The 16,788-nt window shown below is 63.9% G+C and carries 17 protein-coding genes; 5 read left to right on the top strand and 12 right to left on the bottom strand.

Annotated elements, in window-relative coordinates:
* Positions 1-50: 50 nt before the first annotated feature.
* Positions 51-428: a DUF6277 family protein gene (locus ACE3QM_RS00965; RefSeq protein WP_197081551.1), complete on the top strand. Its 378-nt coding sequence runs from the start codon at positions 51-53 to the stop codon at positions 426-428.
* 55 nt (positions 429-483) lie between these two features.
* Here ACE3QM_RS00965 and antC read toward each other — a convergent pair whose 3' ends face one another.
* From antC to ACE3QM_RS00935, 6 genes are all read right to left on the bottom strand, one after another.
* On the bottom strand, positions 484-1,506 hold the full coding sequence (gene antC, locus ACE3QM_RS00960) for an anthranilate 1,2-dioxygenase electron transfer component AntC (protein ID WP_374419590.1): 1,023 nt from the start codon (positions 1,504-1,506) through the stop codon (positions 484-486).
* 15 nt (positions 1,507-1,521) lie between these two features.
* Positions 1,522-2,013 (bottom strand): anthranilate 1,2-dioxygenase small subunit, encoded by a 492-nt coding sequence (gene antB, locus ACE3QM_RS00955; RefSeq protein ID WP_374419589.1) that lies wholly within the window; start codon positions 2,011-2,013, stop codon positions 1,522-1,524.
* Positions 2,010-3,407 carry an anthranilate 1,2-dioxygenase large subunit gene (gene antA, locus ACE3QM_RS00950; protein WP_374419587.1) on the bottom strand — a complete coding sequence of 466 codons (1,398 nt, stop codon included), beginning with the start codon at positions 3,405-3,407 and terminating at the stop codon, positions 2,010-2,012. Before antA ends, antB begins: the two co-directional genes overlap by 4 nt.
* Positions 3,408-3,491: 84 nt before the next feature.
* On the bottom strand, positions 3,492-4,403 hold the full coding sequence (gene catA / locus ACE3QM_RS00945; protein ID WP_374419585.1) for a catechol 1,2-dioxygenase: 912 nt from the start codon (positions 4,401-4,403) through the stop codon (positions 3,492-3,494).
* A 65-nt stretch (positions 4,404-4,468) separates the two neighbouring features.
* Entirely contained in the window at positions 4,469-4,759 is a 291-nt protein-coding gene (gene catC, locus ACE3QM_RS00940; protein WP_048411609.1) for a muconolactone Delta-isomerase, read from the bottom strand.
* A gap of 16 nt (positions 4,760-4,775) precedes the next feature.
* A complete protein-coding gene (locus ACE3QM_RS00935; RefSeq protein WP_374419582.1) occupies positions 4,776-5,927 on the bottom strand; it encodes a muconate/chloromuconate family cycloisomerase in 1,152 nt (383 codons plus the stop codon).
* A 95-nt stretch (positions 5,928-6,022) separates the two neighbouring features.
* Between ACE3QM_RS00935 and ACE3QM_RS00930 the strand changes: the two genes are divergently transcribed.
* Both ACE3QM_RS00930 and ACE3QM_RS00925 read left to right on the top strand, forming a co-directional pair.
* Complete coding sequence (locus ACE3QM_RS00930; RefSeq protein ID WP_374419580.1) at positions 6,023-6,925, top strand: LysR family transcriptional regulator; 903 nt, start codon at positions 6,023-6,025, stop codon at positions 6,923-6,925.
* Positions 6,926-7,028: 103 nt separating this feature from the next.
* Entirely contained in the window at positions 7,029-7,724 is a 696-nt protein-coding gene (locus tag ACE3QM_RS00925; protein ID WP_374419578.1) for an NAD(P)-dependent oxidoreductase, read from the top strand.
* Between the two features lie 29 nt (positions 7,725-7,753).
* Here ACE3QM_RS00925 and ACE3QM_RS00920 read toward each other — a convergent pair whose 3' ends face one another.
* Positions 7,754-8,950 carry an MFS transporter gene (locus ACE3QM_RS00920; protein ID WP_374419577.1) on the bottom strand — a complete coding sequence of 399 codons (1,197 nt, stop codon included), beginning with the start codon at positions 8,948-8,950 and terminating at the stop codon, positions 7,754-7,756.
* A 135-nt stretch (positions 8,951-9,085) separates the two neighbouring features.
* Here ACE3QM_RS00920 and ACE3QM_RS00915 point away from each other — a divergent pair, with 135 nt between their 5' ends.
* Positions 9,086-9,691, top strand: coding sequence for a TetR/AcrR family transcriptional regulator (locus ACE3QM_RS00915; protein WP_374419575.1), 606 nt, complete (start codon positions 9,086-9,088; stop codon positions 9,689-9,691).
* Between the two features lie 21 nt (positions 9,692-9,712).
* Here the strand turns inward: ACE3QM_RS00915 and pcaD are convergent, their stop codons facing one another.
* From pcaD to ACE3QM_RS00895, 4 genes are all read right to left on the bottom strand, one after another.
* Positions 9,713-10,492, bottom strand: a complete 780-nt coding sequence (gene pcaD / locus ACE3QM_RS00910) for a 3-oxoadipate enol-lactonase (RefSeq protein WP_374419572.1) — start codon at positions 10,490-10,492, stop codon at positions 9,713-9,715.
* Between the two features lie 244 nt (positions 10,493-10,736).
* The gene (pcaF, locus tag ACE3QM_RS00905; protein ID WP_374419570.1) at positions 10,737-11,939 is read right to left on the bottom strand and encodes a 3-oxoadipyl-CoA thiolase; all 1,203 of its coding nucleotides are present in this window, start codon (positions 11,937-11,939) and stop codon (positions 10,737-10,739) included.
* Positions 11,936-12,604 carry a 3-oxoacid CoA-transferase subunit B gene (locus ACE3QM_RS00900; protein ID WP_374419568.1) on the bottom strand — a complete coding sequence of 223 codons (669 nt, stop codon included), beginning with the start codon at positions 12,602-12,604 and terminating at the stop codon, positions 11,936-11,938. Before ACE3QM_RS00900 ends, pcaF begins: the two co-directional genes overlap by 4 nt.
* Positions 12,597-13,286 carry a 3-oxoacid CoA-transferase subunit A gene (locus tag ACE3QM_RS00895; RefSeq protein WP_374419566.1) on the bottom strand — a complete coding sequence of 230 codons (690 nt, stop codon included), beginning with the start codon at positions 13,284-13,286 and terminating at the stop codon, positions 12,597-12,599. The genes ACE3QM_RS00900 and ACE3QM_RS00895 overlap by 8 nt, the downstream gene beginning before the upstream one ends.
* Before the next feature lie 170 nt (positions 13,287-13,456).
* Between ACE3QM_RS00895 and ACE3QM_RS00890 the strand changes: the two genes are divergently transcribed.
* Complete coding sequence (locus ACE3QM_RS00890) at positions 13,457-14,266, top strand: IclR family transcriptional regulator C-terminal domain-containing protein (RefSeq protein ID WP_374419564.1); 810 nt, start codon at positions 13,457-13,459, stop codon at positions 14,264-14,266.
* A 93-nt stretch (positions 14,267-14,359) separates the two neighbouring features.
* Here ACE3QM_RS00890 and ACE3QM_RS00885 read toward each other — a convergent pair whose 3' ends face one another.
* A complete protein-coding gene (locus ACE3QM_RS00885; RefSeq protein ID WP_374419562.1) occupies positions 14,360-16,783 on the bottom strand; it encodes a hypothetical protein in 2,424 nt (807 codons plus the stop codon).
* Positions 16,784-16,788 lie beyond the last annotated feature (5 nt).

Genomic DNA, 16,788 nt, shown 5'->3' with positions numbered 1-16,788 from the left:
CCTCTCTGCCGCTGTTTGTTTCGTGTCATCACCCACTGAAAGGAAACACCATGACCAAGGCCGCAGAAAACATGATCGACCCAGCGGAGATCCTCAAGGCGTGCAATGCCGCTCAACAATATGGCCAGAACGCCGGCAGCAAGATGGCGGAACCGTTTCTGAACGCGGTGCCGGATATGTCCATCGCCTCAGGCAGCAATGCCAGCAACCTGATCGGCAATGTGCAGGATGTAGGCCGCCAGATGCTGGACCAGATGAGCGCGATCAAGTCCGCGGTGGATAAGCAGGTGGCGGTACACCAGGACCAACAGCGCCGGCAGAAGACTTATGACTTCCAGCCGGATATGTCCGACCTGCGCCCCAGCGACGCCAAGGGTTTTCCCACCGAAATGCCCGAGGCCTTCTTCGCGCCGTTCATGAAGAAGTAAGCGTGGCGGGCGGGCAAGGCCTGGGCGCATGCACGGTCCAGGCCTTGGCGGCCATTCAGCCGCCGCTGTCGGCGAACTTCTCCAGGTAGAGTGTGAGATGTTCGCAGCCGTGCTGGCGCAGCCAGTCACGCATCGCGTCCACCATCGGCGGCGGGCCGCATAGATAAATATCGGCGGCCTGAGCGCGCAGCGCGTCCGCGTCCAGCTGCTCGGGGATCAGCCCGCGCTTGCCGCTCCAGTGTTCTCCCGGCTTCATCACCACCGGATGCCAGACAAAGCCGGGCAGCCGTTCTGCCAGGCCGCGCAAGCGCGGCAGTTCGCACAGATCGCCTTCGCGGTTGACACCGTAGAACAAAGTCACCGGCTGGCCGCAACCGCCTTGTTCGGCCAACTGATCCAGCATGCCCAGAAAGGCGGACAAGCCGGTGCCTCCGGCCAGCATCAGCACCGGCTTGTCGATGTGGCGCAGATAGAAGCTGCCCAGCGGCGCCTCCAGCTCAATGCGGTCGCCGGTCCGCCAGCCGTCGCGCAGATAATTGCTCATCGCGCCATTCGGCAGCAGCCGCACCAGAAAGCGCAGCTGCTTGTCCGCGCCGGGCGCGTGGGCGAAGGAGTAGGCGCGCCATTGCTCGCCGCCAGGCACGCGCAGCCGCGCGTACTGGCCGGGCAGGAAGGAGAGCGCGCCATCGGCGGCGGACGCGTCCAGGCACAGGATGGCGCTGCTGTCCGATACCGGCTCCACCCGGCTGACCACGGCGGCGATGCGGGAGGGCGGCGCGCTGCGGCACAGGCTGGAATCGAAGTCGAAGGAAAAGGCGGCGTCGGACAACACCCGGGTCTGGCAGGAGAGTATCCGACGTTCCGCCAGTTCCGCCGCGGACAAGGCCTCGGAATCGACATAGTCCTGGCTGTAGTCGCCGCGGTCGCAGCGGCCGCGGCAGGTGGCGCACACGCCTTCGCGGCAATCCATCGGAATCTTGATGCCCTGGCGCAGCGCGGCATCCAGCAGCAGTTCGCCTGGCTTGGCCTCCAGGAACAGGGTATGGCCATCGAGAAAATTCAAAGCCACTTGATGCATTTCGGTTTTCCGCTCTCAGAGGTGGTAGAAGTCCAACACCGCGTTGACGGTATCGTTCAGCAACAGCACGTGCTGGCGCCGGATCAGCCAGCTGTCGCCATGCTCCGCCAGCCGGTAGCTGGCGCGGCCGTAGAAATAGCTGGTCTCGCCGAAGCGGGTGTAGAAAGTGGCCCAGTTGACGCGCGCCTCCAGCAAGCCGTCGTCGCGCGCCTGCACGCGGATATTGCTCACCTGATGCAGGGTGCGCGGCAGCGGGGTGCAGGCGGCGGACTTGCCGGTGCGGATGCGGAATACCCTGTCCTCCAGGCCGGCGCGGCTGGCGTAGTAGATCAGCGACATTTCGCGCTTGGGATCGGTGGTGTGCACATGCTCGGAGTCCCATTGCGGCACATGGTATTCGCAGTCCGGCGCGTAATGCGCCAGGTAGCCGTCCCAGTCCTGGGTGTCGCACAGCTCGGCGTGGCGGTAGAGAAACTGTTCCACCCGGTATTGCAGTTCGCTATTCATCGCTCGACTCCTTGCCCGTCGGCGCCGCGCCGCTCCAGCCCTTGCAGCAGGAATTGCCGCCAGGCGCTGTGCTGGTTGACGTACAGTCCTTCGTGAGTGATCTCGGTGCCGGTCAGGCAGGGCTTGATGCCCAGTGTCTCGCTATTGGGCGTGGCGCCTTCGCGCCAGCGCGGGTGGCCGCGCGAGATATCGCTCCAGCGCTCCAGCCTGGCCTGAAAGCCGCGCTGAGCCTCGCGGAATTCGGTCAGGTCGTCCGGCGTGCCCATGCCGGAAACATTGAAGAAGTCCTCGAATTGACGAATGCGGTTTTCGCGATCGGTGGCGGATTCGCCCTTGACGCCCAGGCACTGGCTCTGCACCAGGGTCTTGTTCCAGGCCAGCGGACGGATGATGCGCAGCTGGGAGCTGATCTGATCCATGAAGAACAGGCTGGGGTAGATATTGAGGTTGCGCAGCCGGTGCATCATCCATTCCGCCTTGGCCTGGCCGTGCTCGGCCACCAGCCGCGGCATGATGCTGGCGTAGCCGGGGCGCACCGCCGGATTGGGCATGTCGCTGAACAGCACGCTGTGGCCGTTGGGGAAGGAGAACCAGCCGTCGTCGGTGGCGGCGTCGCCGGCGCCCAGCTTGCTGTAGTCCAGCGTGGCGGCGTTGGCCGCGCCTTGCTGGCGGTTGACTTCCTGACGATGCTGCACCGTGGCCACGTAGTTGTAATGCACGGTGCTGACGTGATAACCGTCCAGGCCGTTTTCGTTCTGCAGCTTCCAGTTGCCGTCATAGGTATAGCTGGACTTGCCCGGAAGCACTTCCAGCTCGCCGTCTGGCGCTTGCGCCACCATCATGTCGAAGAACAGCTTGGCGTCGCCCAGGTAGTCTTCCAGCGAGTCGGCGCCGTCCAGATCCAGGCTGACGAAGACGAAGCCCTTGTAGCTGGCGATGCGCGCCCGTTTCAGCGAACGGCCGGCCTTGTCGAAATCCGCCGGATATTCGTCCGGCGCCTTGACCTTGAGTAGACGGCCATCGTTCTTGTAACACCAGGCGTGGAACGGGCAGGTGAAGGTGGATTGCTTGCCCTTGCACAAGCGGGTGAGGGTGGCGCCGCGGTGCTGGCAGGCGTTGACCAGCGCGTGCAGGACGCCGTTGCCGTCGCGGCTGACGATCAGCGGCTGGCGGCCAGCCTGCAGGGTGATGAAGTCGTTGGGTTCGGCGATCTCGCTTTCGTGACAGGCGTAGATCCAGACTTTTTCAAAGATCAGCTCCATCTCCAGCTCAAACAGCTGGGTGTCGGTGAACATCTCGCGGGCGATGCGGTAAACGCCGTCGGCCGGGCGGAAGTCCAGGCAGCCGCCGACGAAGCTGCGCCATTGTTCCGTGCTGCGGAAGGTTGTGCTCATCGTAATGTCCTTAGACTTTGAACAGATTCTGCGTACCGGCGGGCCCGCCGCGCCGGGCGGCGGGCCGCGGTTACAGTCAGTCCATCAGGCCTGGGCGCGGGCGCGGCTGACCTCGGAGGAGGGCGCCGGCGCCGCTGCGCGGTGCAGGGTGAAGTTGAACTCGATGCGGGCGAAGGGCTTGCTCACGCCGCTGTGGCGCAATTCCTCCGGCGCGCTGACGCGCTCGATATCGGGCACCAGCCCTTCGCGCGAGCCGAAGGCGAAGTCGTCCCACAGATAGGGGTCGTCCTGGATGTTGATCTGGGTGGTCAGCTTGCGAAAGCCCGGCGCGGAAACGAAGAAGTGCACATGGGCCGGGCGGTGGCCGTGGCGGCCCAACTGTTCCAGCAGCCGGTCGGTGGCGCCCTGCGGCGGCACGCTGTAACCACAGGGCATGATGCTGCGGAAGCGGTAGCGGCCCTGCGCGTCGGTGCGGATGCTGCGCCGCAGGTTGAAGTCGCTCTGGGTCTTGTCGAAGTAGGAGTAATTGCCCAGGCTGTTGGCGTGCCACACCTCAACCAGCGCGTGCGGCACCGGCTGGCCGGCGCTGTCCAGCACCTGGCCGCGCATGAACAAGGGCTCGCCGTCGTCCTTGCCGTCGTCCAGCCGCGCCTCGCATTCGCACAGCGGCGCGCCGGCCACGTAGAGCGGGCCTTCTATGGTGCGCGGGGTGCCGCCGCTGAGGCCGGCCCGGCGCTCGGCCTCGTCGGCGCGCAAATCCAGATAGTGTTCCAGCCCCAGGCCGGGCACGATCAGTCCCAGTTCGCCGCTGCGGCCGGCTTCGGCCAGTAGTTCCACCGCGCTCCAGAACTCCGACGGCTGGATGTCGAAGTCTTCTATCGTGTAGAACAACTCGCGCAGCAGGCGGTTGACGATGGCGCGAGTGCGCGGATTGCCATCGGCGATGGCGGCCTGGTCAAAGCGTTGCAGCAGGGCGTCGATGTCGGCGCGTTCCATTGGCGTTTCTCCTTTGGTGGTGGGGCTGGGGCGGGATGTTATGGTTGTGGGCCGCCGCCAGCGGTTCAGCGATCGTCCGCGTGGATGCTGGACGGATGCCGGTTCAGCGGACGGACCGCGATGCGCATGAAGGGAAAGAGCGGCAGGCTGGACAGCAGTTGGTGCAGTTCTTCGGCGTCGGCGACGTCGAACACGCTGATGTTGGCGTACTGACCGCTGAGCCGCCACAGGTGCCGCCACTGGCCGCTGCGCTGCAGCGCCTGCGCGCGTTCGCGCTCGTCCAGTTTCAAGGCCGCCGCCCGTTCCGGGTCCAGGTCGTGCGGCAGGTTTACTTGCATTTCCACATGAAACAGCATGGTTTTCTCCTTGGGTTCAGACCGCGTGCAGCCGCGGCGCGCTGCGGTCGCGGCGCAAGGCGGCCAGCTTGTCCGGGTCCGGCCGCACGCCCAGGCCGGGGCCGGAGGGTAGCTGCAGTTCGAAATCGAGGTAGCGCAGCGGCTCGGTCAGCAATTCCTCGGTCAGCAGCAGCGGGCCGAACAGCTCGCAGCCCCAGTCCAGCCGGTCGAAGGTGGAGAACAACTGGGCCGAGGCCATGGTGCCGACGCCGCCTTCCAGCATGGTGCCGCCGTACAGGCCCAGACCGTTGACCGCGGCGATGTCCGCCACCTGGCGCGCGGCGAACAGGCCGCCGGATTGGGCGATCTTGACGGCGAACACATCGGCGGCGTCCAGGCGCGCCAATAGGTTGGCGTCCACCGGGCCGTGCAGGGCTTCGTCCGCCATGATGGGAACGACGAAACGCCGCGCCAGCCGCGCCAGCGCGGCCGGGTGCTCGCGCGGCACCGGTTGTTCGATCAACTCCACGCCGCCATCCTGCAATTGGGCGATGGCGCGTTCCGCCTGCATCTCGCTCCAGGCCTGGTTGACGTCGACGCGCACGCCGGCGCGGCCGTCCAGCGCGCGGCGGATCGCCAGCACGTGGGCGACGTCGTCCTCCGGCGCGCGCAGCCCTATCTTCAGCTTGAACGCGCGGTGGCGTCGCAGCTCCAGCATGGCTTCGGCCTCGGCGATATCGCGGCCGGTGTCGCCGCTGGCCAGGGTCCAGGCCACCGGCAGGCTGTCGCGCACGCGGCCGCCCAGCAGTTCGCTCAAGGGCACGCCCAATCGCCGCGCGCGCAGGTCCAGCAGGGCAGTTTCCAGCGCGCACTTGGCGAAGCGGTTGCCGCGGGCGCTGCGGCGCAGCGTGCGCAACAGCCTGGCGAAGGCATCGGCGTCCTCGCCGCGCAGCAGCGGGGCGAGGTGGTGATCGATATTGGTCTTGACGCTTTCCGGGCTTTCCTCGCCGTACTGCAGCCCGCCTATGGTGGTGGCCTCGCCCCAGCCCTCTTGCCCGTCGCGGCAACGAATGCGCACCAGGGCCAGCGTCTGGCTGCGCATGGTGGCCACCGACAGCTGGTGCGGGCGGATGGTGGGCAGGTCGACCAGGATGGTCTCCACCGCTTCTATCGTGGTTTCAGGTATCAAGGCTGCGCTCCCGTGGTTTCGGATATCATGCAAGCCTGTGCTAGCGACGGTCCAACACCGTTTTTGTCTGTTTTCATACCTGTGAGGTATCAAGGATGGAACTGCGCCACCTGCGCTATTTCGTTGCCGTCGCCGAGGAGCGCAACTTCACCCGCGCGGCGGAACGGCTGCATATCGCGCAGCCGCCATTGAGCCGGCAGATTCAGCAATTGGAGGAGGAATTGGGGCTGCGGCTGCTGGACCGCGGCGAGCGGCCGCTGCAACTGACCGAGGCCGGCCGGTTTTTCTACGACCAGGCGCGCAATCTGCTGACCCAGGCCCAGGGCATACGCGCGATGACGCGCCGGATCGCGCTGGCGCGCCGCCAACTGGTGATCGGCTATGTCGGCTCCACGCTGTACCGGCCGCTGCCGGAGGTGATACGCCGTTTTCGCGCCATTCACGCCGACACCCAGCTGTCCCTGCTGGAAATGACGTCTTTGGAGCAGGTGGAGGCCTTGAAGGCCGGCCGCATCGACGTCGGCTTCGGGCGCTTGTTGTTCGACGACCCCAATGTCGAGCGCGAAATCCTGGCCGAGGAGGCGATGTGGCTGGCGCTGCCCTTGGAACACCCGCTGGCGCAGCGCGCCGAGCCGCTGCTATTGCGTGACGCGGCCGAAGAAACCGTGCTGATCTACCCGCGCCAGCCGCGGCCCAGCTACGCCGACCAAGTGCTGGCCGCCTTCCGCCAGCGCGCGCTGGAACCGGCCTATTTGCTGGAGGTGCGCGAATTGCAGGCGGCGCTGGGCCTGGTGGCCGCCGGCATGGGCGTGTGCGTGGTGCCGGCCAGCGTGCTGCGGCTGCGTCGCGACGATGTGGTGTACCGGCCGCTGGCGGATGAAGGGCTGGTCTCGCCGCTGATCATGAGCGTGCGGCGCGAGGACCGCTCCGAGGAGCTGGCCCTGATCCGGCGCTTATTGCGCGAGCTGCTGCCGCGCGAGGAGGCGATGGCGGAGTAGGGCAGGACGCCGCTCACGCTGCCATGGGTTTATCTGAACGGTATCTGCGGCGGGAGTGCGCGCCATTTAGCTGGCCGGTTTTCCAGTTCAACAAGGGGTGACCATGAAGAAAATCTGCATCATCGGCGCGTCGGGCAAGCTGGGCCAATACATGGTTCAACATGCGCTGGATCGAGGTTATCAGGTTGTCGCAGTTTGCCGCGCTGTCAGCGTGCCCAAGCTGGAGCGTTTCAAGGACCGCATCGCCATCATGCCCGGCGCCAGCGACGATCGTCGACTGATACAGCGGGCGGTGGCCGGCTGCGACGGCGTGCTGACCGTGCTGGTGCCCTGGGGCATGAGGCAATATTCGTCCGCTACCGCCCAGGCGGTGCTGGATTTCGCTCCGGCAAGCGCGCGCTTGATATTTTCCTGTGGTTGGCATATCAGCCGCGATGGCCTGGATGTCTACCCGCTATCCATCAGGCTGACGGTGTCGATAGGTGGCTGGCTGCTGCGCTTGTTCCGCGTCGGTGAAATCGAGGATCAGGTGCGGGCTTGCCGGCTGATCTTCGCCAGCGACGCCCGCTGGACCGTGGTGCGCGGCAGCAATCTGGAAGAGGGCGCTAGCCAGGGTCTGCCTGTGTGGAGCGAGCATGTAGGCGATGCCGTGTTGAAGAGCAATCTCACCCGCCGCACAGACTTCGCCCTTTTCATGGTGGCCGCGCTGGAAGATGAGACCCTGCTTCGCCTGGCGCCGGCCATCGTCGGCCGCCAAACGCCGTCGGCGCAGGCCGCCATCGCCGCAAGAGCGGGTTGAGGCGGCCGTTGCCGTTCAATGCCGGCGGCCTAGGCCGTTTTCTGTTGCAAAGAGCGGGCTATCCGGCGCCGCCCGGCCAGCGCTATCACGGCCATCAACGCGCCGGCGGCCAGGGTCACGCCGAAACCGGCGCGCACGCCAACATGGTCCACCACCCATCCCGTCGCCGCCGCGCCCAGCGCCACGCCGCTGGCGAGGCCGGTGATCAGCCAGGTCAGGCCCTCGGTCAGTTGCGCCGGCGGCGCCATCTCCTCCACCAAGCCCATGGCCACGATCATGGTGGGCGCGAAGAACACGCCGGCCAGCAAGACGCCGACGCTCAACATCCATAGATTGGAGACCAGCAGCAAGGGCAGGGTGGCCAGCGCCGTGGCGGCGGCCGCCCAGACAAAGAGCCGCGCCAGCGGCATGCTGGCCTTGCGCGCGCCGAACAGCAAGCCGGCCAGGCAAGAGCCTATCGCGTACACCGACAACACAATGCTGGCCGCCGCCGGCTGTCCCTGCTGCTGGGCGAAGGCAACGCTGATCACGTCCACGGCGCCGGCGATGGCGCCCAGCGCCACCAGCGCCAGGATCAGCACCCGCATGCCGGCCAGGGCGGCGACGGAGCCTCGCCGTTCTTGGGTTCCGGGGTGCACCGGCGGTTCGGTGCCGGTTTGCGCGCAGAAGGCGGCGACGCCGACGGCCAGCAAGACGGCGGCCAGCAGGGGGCCGGCCTGCGGAAACGCCGCCACGCTCAGGCCCACGGCGATGGGCGGGCCGACGATGAAGCAGACTTCATCCAATACCGACTCCAGTGAAAACGCGGTGTGCAATTGCGGCGTGCCGCGATAAATCTCGGTCCAGCGCGCGCGGGACATCGCCGACATGCTGGGCATGCAGCCTGCCAGAGCGGCGCTGACGAACAAGGTCCAGACCGGCCATTGCGCCCAGCTGCAGAACAACAGCGCCAGCATCGCCGTCACGCTGAGCGTGGTGGCCGCAGGTAATACCCGGCGCTGGCCGTAGCGGTCCACCGCCCGCGACACCTGCGGCGCCAGCAGCGCCATCGAGAAGGTGAAAGTGGCGGCGACGGCGCCGGCCAACCAGTAGGAGCCGGAAGTTTGCGACAGCATGGTGATGATGCCGATGCCGGTCATGGAGATCGGCATCCGCGCCACCCAGGCGGCGGCGGAGAACGCCAGGCTGCCGGGGTGGGAGAATAGCTTTAGATAAGGGTTGGCCATCGGGTTTCCTTGTGGCGGACAGCGCGAGTCCCGCCTGATCCGCTATTTTAATATACGCGACGTATGTTAAACTAATTGACATACGCCACGTATGTCAACTGTGGCGCTACGGCAGGGCGAAAACAGGGGAGCGAAATGAAAAGCAAGACACGCAGCGAAACCATGGAGGAAACGCGGTGCCGGCTGCTGCTGTCAGCGCGGCGCAGCTTCGGCGCCGACGGCTATGCGGCGACGGTGATGGACGAGCTGACCGCCGCGGCCGGTGTGACGCGCGGCGCGCTCTACCATCACTTCGGCGACAAGAAGGGGCTGCTGTTGGCGGTGGCGCGGCAACTGGACGCCGAGATCGAGGCCGGTCTCGCGGCGGCGGAGAGCGCGGAGCCGGATCCATGGCAGGGCTTCAAGCGCCGCTGCCGCGCCTATCTGCAAGCGGTTACCGAACCCGAGGCGCAGCGCATCCTGCTGCGCGATGCGCCGGCGGTATTGGGCGTCGACTATGTGCAGGCTGGTCAGCGCCAATGCGTGGCCGCCATCGCCGAGCGACTGCGCGGCTTGATGACGACGGGGGAAATCAGGACGGCGGAACCGCAGGCGCTGGCGCGTTTGCTCAATGGCGCACTGGTGGAGGCCGCGGCCTGGGCCGCCAGCGCCGAGCGGCCGGAGCAGGCCTTGGCTCAAGCGCTGGATGCGCTGGAGCCGCTGCTGGAAGGCTTGAGACAGAAGAGCGCCTCGACGAAGTGAATGCGACGTCGGCGTCCGTTGTCAGTCCGCGTCCAGAAACGCCAGCAAGCTTTGTTCGAAAGCGCGCGGCGCTTCCAGATTGGACAGATGGGACGCCGGCAGCGCAAGCCATTGGGCGTTCGGCATCGCCGCGGCCATGGTTTGCGCTTCCGCCACGGTGGTGACCGGATCGTACTCGCCGGCGATCAGCAGCGTGGGCGTGGCGATGCGCGGCAAGTCCGCGCGCAGATCGGCCTCGGCCAGCGCCTCGCAGCAAGCGGCGTAGCCGTCCGGCGGGGAGTGCGCCAGCCAGGCTCGCGCTTGCGCCACGGTATCCGGCGCCTGGGCGCAAAAATCGGCGCTGAACCAACGCTGGTGCGCGCTGGCCGCCAACGCGGCCATGCCGTCGCTGCGCACTTGCGCGGCGCGCTGCCGCCAGGCCTCGCTGTCGCCTATCTTGGCGGCGCTATTGCAGACTGCCAGTCGTAGCAAGCGTTCCGGCGCATGAGCGCCCAGCCACAGCCCGGTGAGGCCGCCCATGGAGAGGCCGCAAAAGTGGGCGCGCTCACTATCCAGCGCATCCAGCAGCGTCAGCACATCGCCGCCCAGGTCCGCCAGCCGGCAACGAGCAGTGGCCGTGCTGGCGCCATGGCCGCGGCTATCGTAACGCACCACGCGGTAGCGCCGGCTTAGCGCCGCCAGCTGCGGCTGCCACATCTGCAGCGTGGTGCCCAGCGAGTTGGAAAGCACCAGCACCGGAGCGGACGAAGGACCGTCCACTTGATAATGCAGCTGATGTTTGGCCAGTTTCAACAACGGCATGCTTCCTCCTTTGGCGCGCTGGACTGAATGTCCGCTATCGCGCGGTTTTTAAGAATCGCTGAGTGCTTGATTGTCGAGACTTTACACGGACAAATCGGTTGTCAGGCTCAAGGGCCGGCAACGGCAGGCCGAGGCGCCGGCCGCGTCATCGCAAACAAGGCCACGGCGCCGACCAGTACCGGCATCGCCACCCAGACGAAAAAGGTTTGCACCGATTCGGCAACTTCGGCTCGTAAACAGGTTCTCAGACGCGCTCCATGATCAGCGCGATGCCTTGGCCGACGCCTATGCACATGCTGCATAGCGCGTAGCGGCCGCCGCCACGTTGCAACTGGTAGAGCGCGGTGGCCACCAGCCGCGCGCCGCTGGCGCCGAGCGGATGGCCAAGCGCGATGGCGCCGCCGTTGGGGTTGACGTGTTCGACATCATCCGGCAAGCCCAGCTCGCGCAGCACCGCCAGCGCCTGGGCGGCGAAGGCCTCGTTCAGCTCGATCACGTCCATCTGTTCCAGGCGCAGCCCGGCCAGCGCCAAGACCTTGCGTATCGCAGGCGCCGGACCGATGCCCATGATGCGCGGTTCCACGCCGGCGCAAGCCATCGCCAGCACCCGCGCGTGCGGCGTCAGTCCATGGCGTTTCAGCGCCGTCTCGCCGGCCAGCAGCAGTGCGGCTGCGCCGTCGTTGATGCCGGAGGCGTTGCCGGCGGTGACGCTGCCGTCCGGCCGCACCACGCCCTTGAGCCGGGCCAAGGCCTCCAGCGAGGTGGCGCGTGGGTGCTCGTCGCGGGCAAAGCGCAGCGGCTCGCCCTTGGGTTGTGGAAGCATCACTTCCATCAACTCATTGTCCAGCCGGCCGGCTTCCTGCGCGGCGGCGGCGCGCAGCTGGCTGCGCAGCGCGAAGGCGTCCTGATCGGCGCGCGAGATGCGGAATTGCTCGGCCACGTTTTCCGCGGTTTCCGGCATCGAGTCCACGCCGTAACGCTCGCGCAGCAGCGGGTTGACGAAGCGCCAGCCCATGGTGCTGTCTTCCATGCGCAGATCGCGGGCGAAGGCGCTGCCGGCCTTGCCCATCACATAAGGCGCGCGGCTCATGCTTTCCACGCCGCCGGCGATCAAGAGCTCGGCCTCGCCGCTCTTGATCGCGCGCGCGGCCAGACCGATGGCGTCCAGGCTGGAGCCGCACAGGCGGTTAATGGTGCTGGCCGGCGTGGACGGCGGCAGGCCAGCCAGCAGCGCGGCCATGCGCGCGACGTTGCGGTTGTCCTCCCCGGCCTGGTTGGCGCAGCCGTAGAGCACATCGTCCAGCTGCGTCCAATCCACGCCAGGATTGCGCCGCTGCAGCGCGGCCAGCGGCAGGGCGGCCAGGTCGTCGGCGCGCAGCGTGGACAGACCGCCGCCGTAGCGGCCGAAGGGGGTGCGGATCGCATCGCAAATATAAGCGGAGTTCATCGCGTCTCTCCCTGATGTTGATCACGGGCATCCCGTAGCGGCACCGGCGTCAGCCGCTGTAGTTCGTCGAAGCTGAGATCGGTCACGCATTCGCGCACCAGCAGTTCGCCGTCGCTGAGGTCTATCACCGCCAGATCGGTGTACACCCGGTTCACGCAGGCCATGCCAGTCAGCGGATAGCTGCAGCTTTCCACCAACTTGCACAGGCCTTGCTTGTTCAGGTGCTCCATCATCACGAATACCTGCTTGGCGCCTATGGCCAGGTCCATCGCGCCGCCCACCGCCGGGATGGCGTCGGGCGCGCCGGTGTGCCAATTGGCCAGATCGCCATGCCGCGACACCTGGAAGGCGCCAAGCACGCAAATGTCCAGGTGGCCTCCGCGCATCATCGCGAAGGAATCGCCGTGGTGGAAGAAACAGCCGCCGGGCAGAAGCGTGACCGGCTCCTTGCCGGCATTGATCAGGTCGGGATCGGCCTGGCCGGGCGCGGGAGCCGGCCCCATGCCCAATAGACCGTTTTCGCTGTGCAGAAAGATATCCAGTTCCGCCGGCAGGTAGTCGGCTACCCGGGTGGGCAGCCCTATGCCTAGATTGACGTAAGCGCCTTCCGGGATGTCGCGCGCCACCCGCGCCGCCATCTGTTCGCGATTCAAACGATTATTCATGGCGGCCTCCCGCGCTCGAACCGGCCAGACAAACCAGTTTGTGGACGAAGATGCCCGGCGTCACCACGCTTTCCGGATCCATTTCCCCAAGGGGCAGCAGCTGGCCGATCTGGGCTATGGTCTGGCGCGCGGCGGTGGCCATGATGGGACCGAAGTTGCGCGCGGTCTTGCGGTATTGCAGATTGCCCCAGCGATCACCTCGCCAGGCCTTGATCAGCGCGAAATCCGCGTGGATGGGGTATTCCAGTACATAGTCGCGGCCGTCGATGCGGCGGGTTTCCTTGCCCGCGGCCAGCTGTGTGCCGTAGCCGGTGGGAGTGAAGATGGCGCCCAAGCCGGCGCCTGCGGCCTGGATGCGCGCGGCCAGATTCCCCTGCGGCACCAGTTCCAACTCAATGTCGCCAGCGTGATAGAGCGCGTCGAAAACCTGGGAATCAGCCTGCCGCGGAAACGAGCAGATGATCTTGCGCACCCGTCGCGCGCGCAGCAAGGCGGCCAGGCCGGTTTCGCCGTTGCCGGCGTTGTTGTTGACGATGGTGAGGTTGCGCGCGCCGTGATCTATCAGCGCGTCTATCAGTTCCGCCGGCTGCCCGGCGACACCGAAACCGCCGATCATCACCGTGGCATCGTCGTGGATGTCGGCAATGGCGGTGCTGGCTGTGCTTACCGTTTTATCTATCATCGACTGTCCTTTGCCGGCTGTGCCTAGCCGGAGCATGGATAAAGTTGTGCGATTATCGAACCATAATTCTTTAATCGCGCAACTGAGCATGCTTGCCATGGCCAGCGGGGGTCAATACGATGATCGCAATAGTGTGCGGTAATCGCTCAAAATGGATGGCGGGAGGAGATATGCAACAACTGCGGGATGGCGAGACAGAGCAAGACGTCGAGGACAGCTTCAGCGGCGACCCCAACTATATGGCCTCGCTGGCGCGTGGGCTGGCGGTGATTCAGGCGTTTTCTGCGCAGCGGCGTTTATTGTCCACCTCTCAGATCAGCCAGCGCACCGGCATTCCGCGCGCGGCGGTGCGGCGCTGCCTTTACACATTGAACAAGCTGGGCTTTGTCGATAGCGAGGATGGCCGCAATTTCGCCTTGCGCCCGCGCATCCTGGCATTGGGGCACGCGTATCTGGGTTCCACGCCGCTGGCGCGCGCCGGACAGCCGGTGCTGCGCCACGTCAGCAGCAGCGTCAATGAATCCAGCTCCATCGCCATCCTGGACGGGGACGAGATTCTCTATATCGCGCGCGCCTTCACCTCGCGCATCATGACGGTGGATCTGGACATCGGCAGCCGCTTGCCCGCGGTATGCACCTCGATGGGACGGGCGATGCTAAGCCGGTTGCCGGCGGCGGAACAGAGCCAGTTGCTGGATCGGGCGCGGCTGGTCCAGCATACGCCGCACACCATCGTGGAGCGGACCGCATTGGAAGCGGAATTGGCGCGGGTGGCGGAGCAGGGCTATGCCATCATCGACCAGGAACTGGAAATCGGCCTGCGCTCCATTGCCGTGCCCATCATCGCCGCCGATGGCCGTGCCGCGGCCGCGATCAATGTCGGCGTACAGGCCGCGCGCGTCAGCCGCGAGGACCTACTGCTGCGCGTGCTGCCGGTGTTGCGCGAAGCTGCGGAGGAACTAGCCTTGCTGGCGGGGTGAAGGGTGCGCGCGATCACCTCTATGGTGATCGCTTATCTATCCATTCGACGGCGCTGGGGAATATCGCCGTCGAATGGATGACGCGGCTCGTTTTTACTTCACCTTAATCCAAGCTTGCGACCAGTTGATGCCTTTGCCGGGTTCATAATGTCGCATCTGGATATCCGTTCTCACCGTGCACCAACCAGCATACGGGGCAGGTTTGCATTCAAATACTCCTCCAGCATGACTGACGCGATCTTTCGCCTTGTATGCAACATCACGCTGAAAAGCCGACGCGGTGCTGCTTCCATCGCTTTCTTTGGGCTTCACCATCAGTGTGTGGCTGGTACGATGGTCTTTGCCGTTTGCCGGATCTTTTACCGTTAATGTCACCTGATAGCGTGTATCTTTTTGCACAGATGGTGCGGTAAAACTGATGATGCTGGAGTTGGTTTGCCCCATATTCAGCGCTGGAGATGCTGCCCACTGATAATTCAGTGAACCATTGTATTGACTTGATCCACTGCCGTCCAAACGAATCGTTTGCCCATCGACATAGCTGGCTTGGCCACCGCTAATTCGGGCAACCGGCGCGGTGGGATTGGTAGTGGAGGGAGGCGCTTTAATCTGTAGCGTATGGCTAGCCGTTGCGGAACGCCCCTGGCTATCGGTAACTGTGAGATCGACCTGGTGAGCACCTAACGGAACCTCCATGCCGGCAGTAACAATCACTTTGTCTCCCCTTGGTTTGAGCATTAACTTGCTGTTGCTCTGCCAAGAATAAGCCAGTTTATCACCGGTAGACTTTTCCGCGCTTAATAGTCCGCCTTGTGGGCCGCGCTCAACTTCCGCCGGGCCGGATATGCTGGCTTTGGGTGAGGTCAAGGACTCGCTGCCGCCATTGCTGTCACCCGGAATGGTATTGTTGATTTTAATTAGGTAGTTGTTCGCCAGTTGACCATCAACCGTATTGGCCGTTAGACCGATCCAGGACTTATGTGGTCCTTTGGAGGATAAATTGGGGTTATCACTGGCAACATACTCCACGTTCAGCGTTTTGCTGCCGGCTACCGCCTGCTGCAGATTATAAGGCTGACCATTAATATTTTGGCTGACGCGGTAAACAATTTCATAGGTTTTTCCTGTCTGGATGTCTTGTGATGCGGCGGCTATGGTTGAATAGGTTTTTTCATGCGCCAACCAGCGGCCTGACAGGGCAGTAAAAGACAGAGTGTCAGAGAAACGCTGACCCGTTGCGAACGCCTGCTGCTGACTAATATTAAGCTGTGCCAGTTCCAGTTTTCCCTGACCGACAACGGCCTGGTTTTGCTGCGCGCTGACCTGGCCATTCAGAGCTTTCCACAAATTCTCCGAAGTCATGCCGGTATTCACGCTTGAATCACCGCCATAGTGCATGCCAAAAACTTGACTGCCATCTTGTGACAAAATCGGCGCACCGATCGATCTAATAGATGTGTCGCAGTTATATCTAATGAAACCGTCGTTGCGAACAACCTTGCAATTTTCATTTCCCTTGGAGGAGGCAATGGTTTGATAGTAGTGCCGCCGCCCCTCAGAGCCCTCAACTCGACCATGCTGAGGAATGTACAGCGGCGTATCGACAGCCGGTCGATTATTTGCCAGCTCCAGACCTCCAAATAGGTATTTTACCTTGGCATGCTGATAGTCAAAATCATCGAGGGAAAACATACTATACCTATTTACTGTATCCGCCCCTCCAGTTATTAGAAGTTTACTTGGCTTTATTTTAAGCACTTGTTTTGGGGGAACAGCCTGACAGGTGGAAGTAATATAGTTGAAATTAACTTCACCATTGGCCAGACTCTGTTGAGTTTGGCTTTTGCTGAAATTAGTCACGATAAAATTTTCATTACCCAGTGACCAGGCAGTTCCCGCACACCCAGGGGCCGTAAATTGAGCGGAGGCTAAACTTCCATGATGCCAGGCAGGTTTTTTTGCAGTGGCGCAAGCTGAAAGTTCACGGTCGTCCTTGTCTCCAACTAGGGAAAAGGAGGAAAGGCTTTTCTTGGCGGCAACAGGAGGGCTCTCCCAATACTCCAGTACCACGGCATCCTGTTGTCTTAATGCCGTGCCCTCCGGATACACCACACGAATGCGAGCAGAGTCCCCGCTAATGGATAATGGGGCGAATAACTCACCCGCTGCCATATGGCCAAAATCTTTCTGTCCATACAAGTACACCTCTTCTCGTGCAGGATCGGACACCTCGATATAAGCCTGTGGTGGTAGCTTTATGGTGGAAAAGTATGGTGTGAGCGATGTCACCCCCGGGGTGCCTATCGTGGTTTCGGCAGCATAAGGCCCAGACCGGGCACCACGACCAGCTTGCAGCAAGGATTGTCGGGCTCCGTGCTGTACAGCATCGCCTTCTTTCGTTTGCTCAGGGAGGACTGGTCTAGCATTCACCTGGGGCAGTACCGCGGCAGACAGCAGAATGCAGACTAGAAGCTTTAATTTAAATGCGGAACGCGTGATATCGGCGGGATGTCTCATATAGA

Source organism: Chromobacterium sp. (genome assembly GCF_041912965.1).
GTDB classification, from domain to species: Bacteria; Pseudomonadota; Gammaproteobacteria; order Burkholderiales; family Chromobacteriaceae; genus Chromobacterium; species Chromobacterium aquaticum.
The sequence above is the reverse complement of the archived record's forward strand: the minus strand, read 5'-3'. Positions and strand labels throughout refer to the sequence as shown.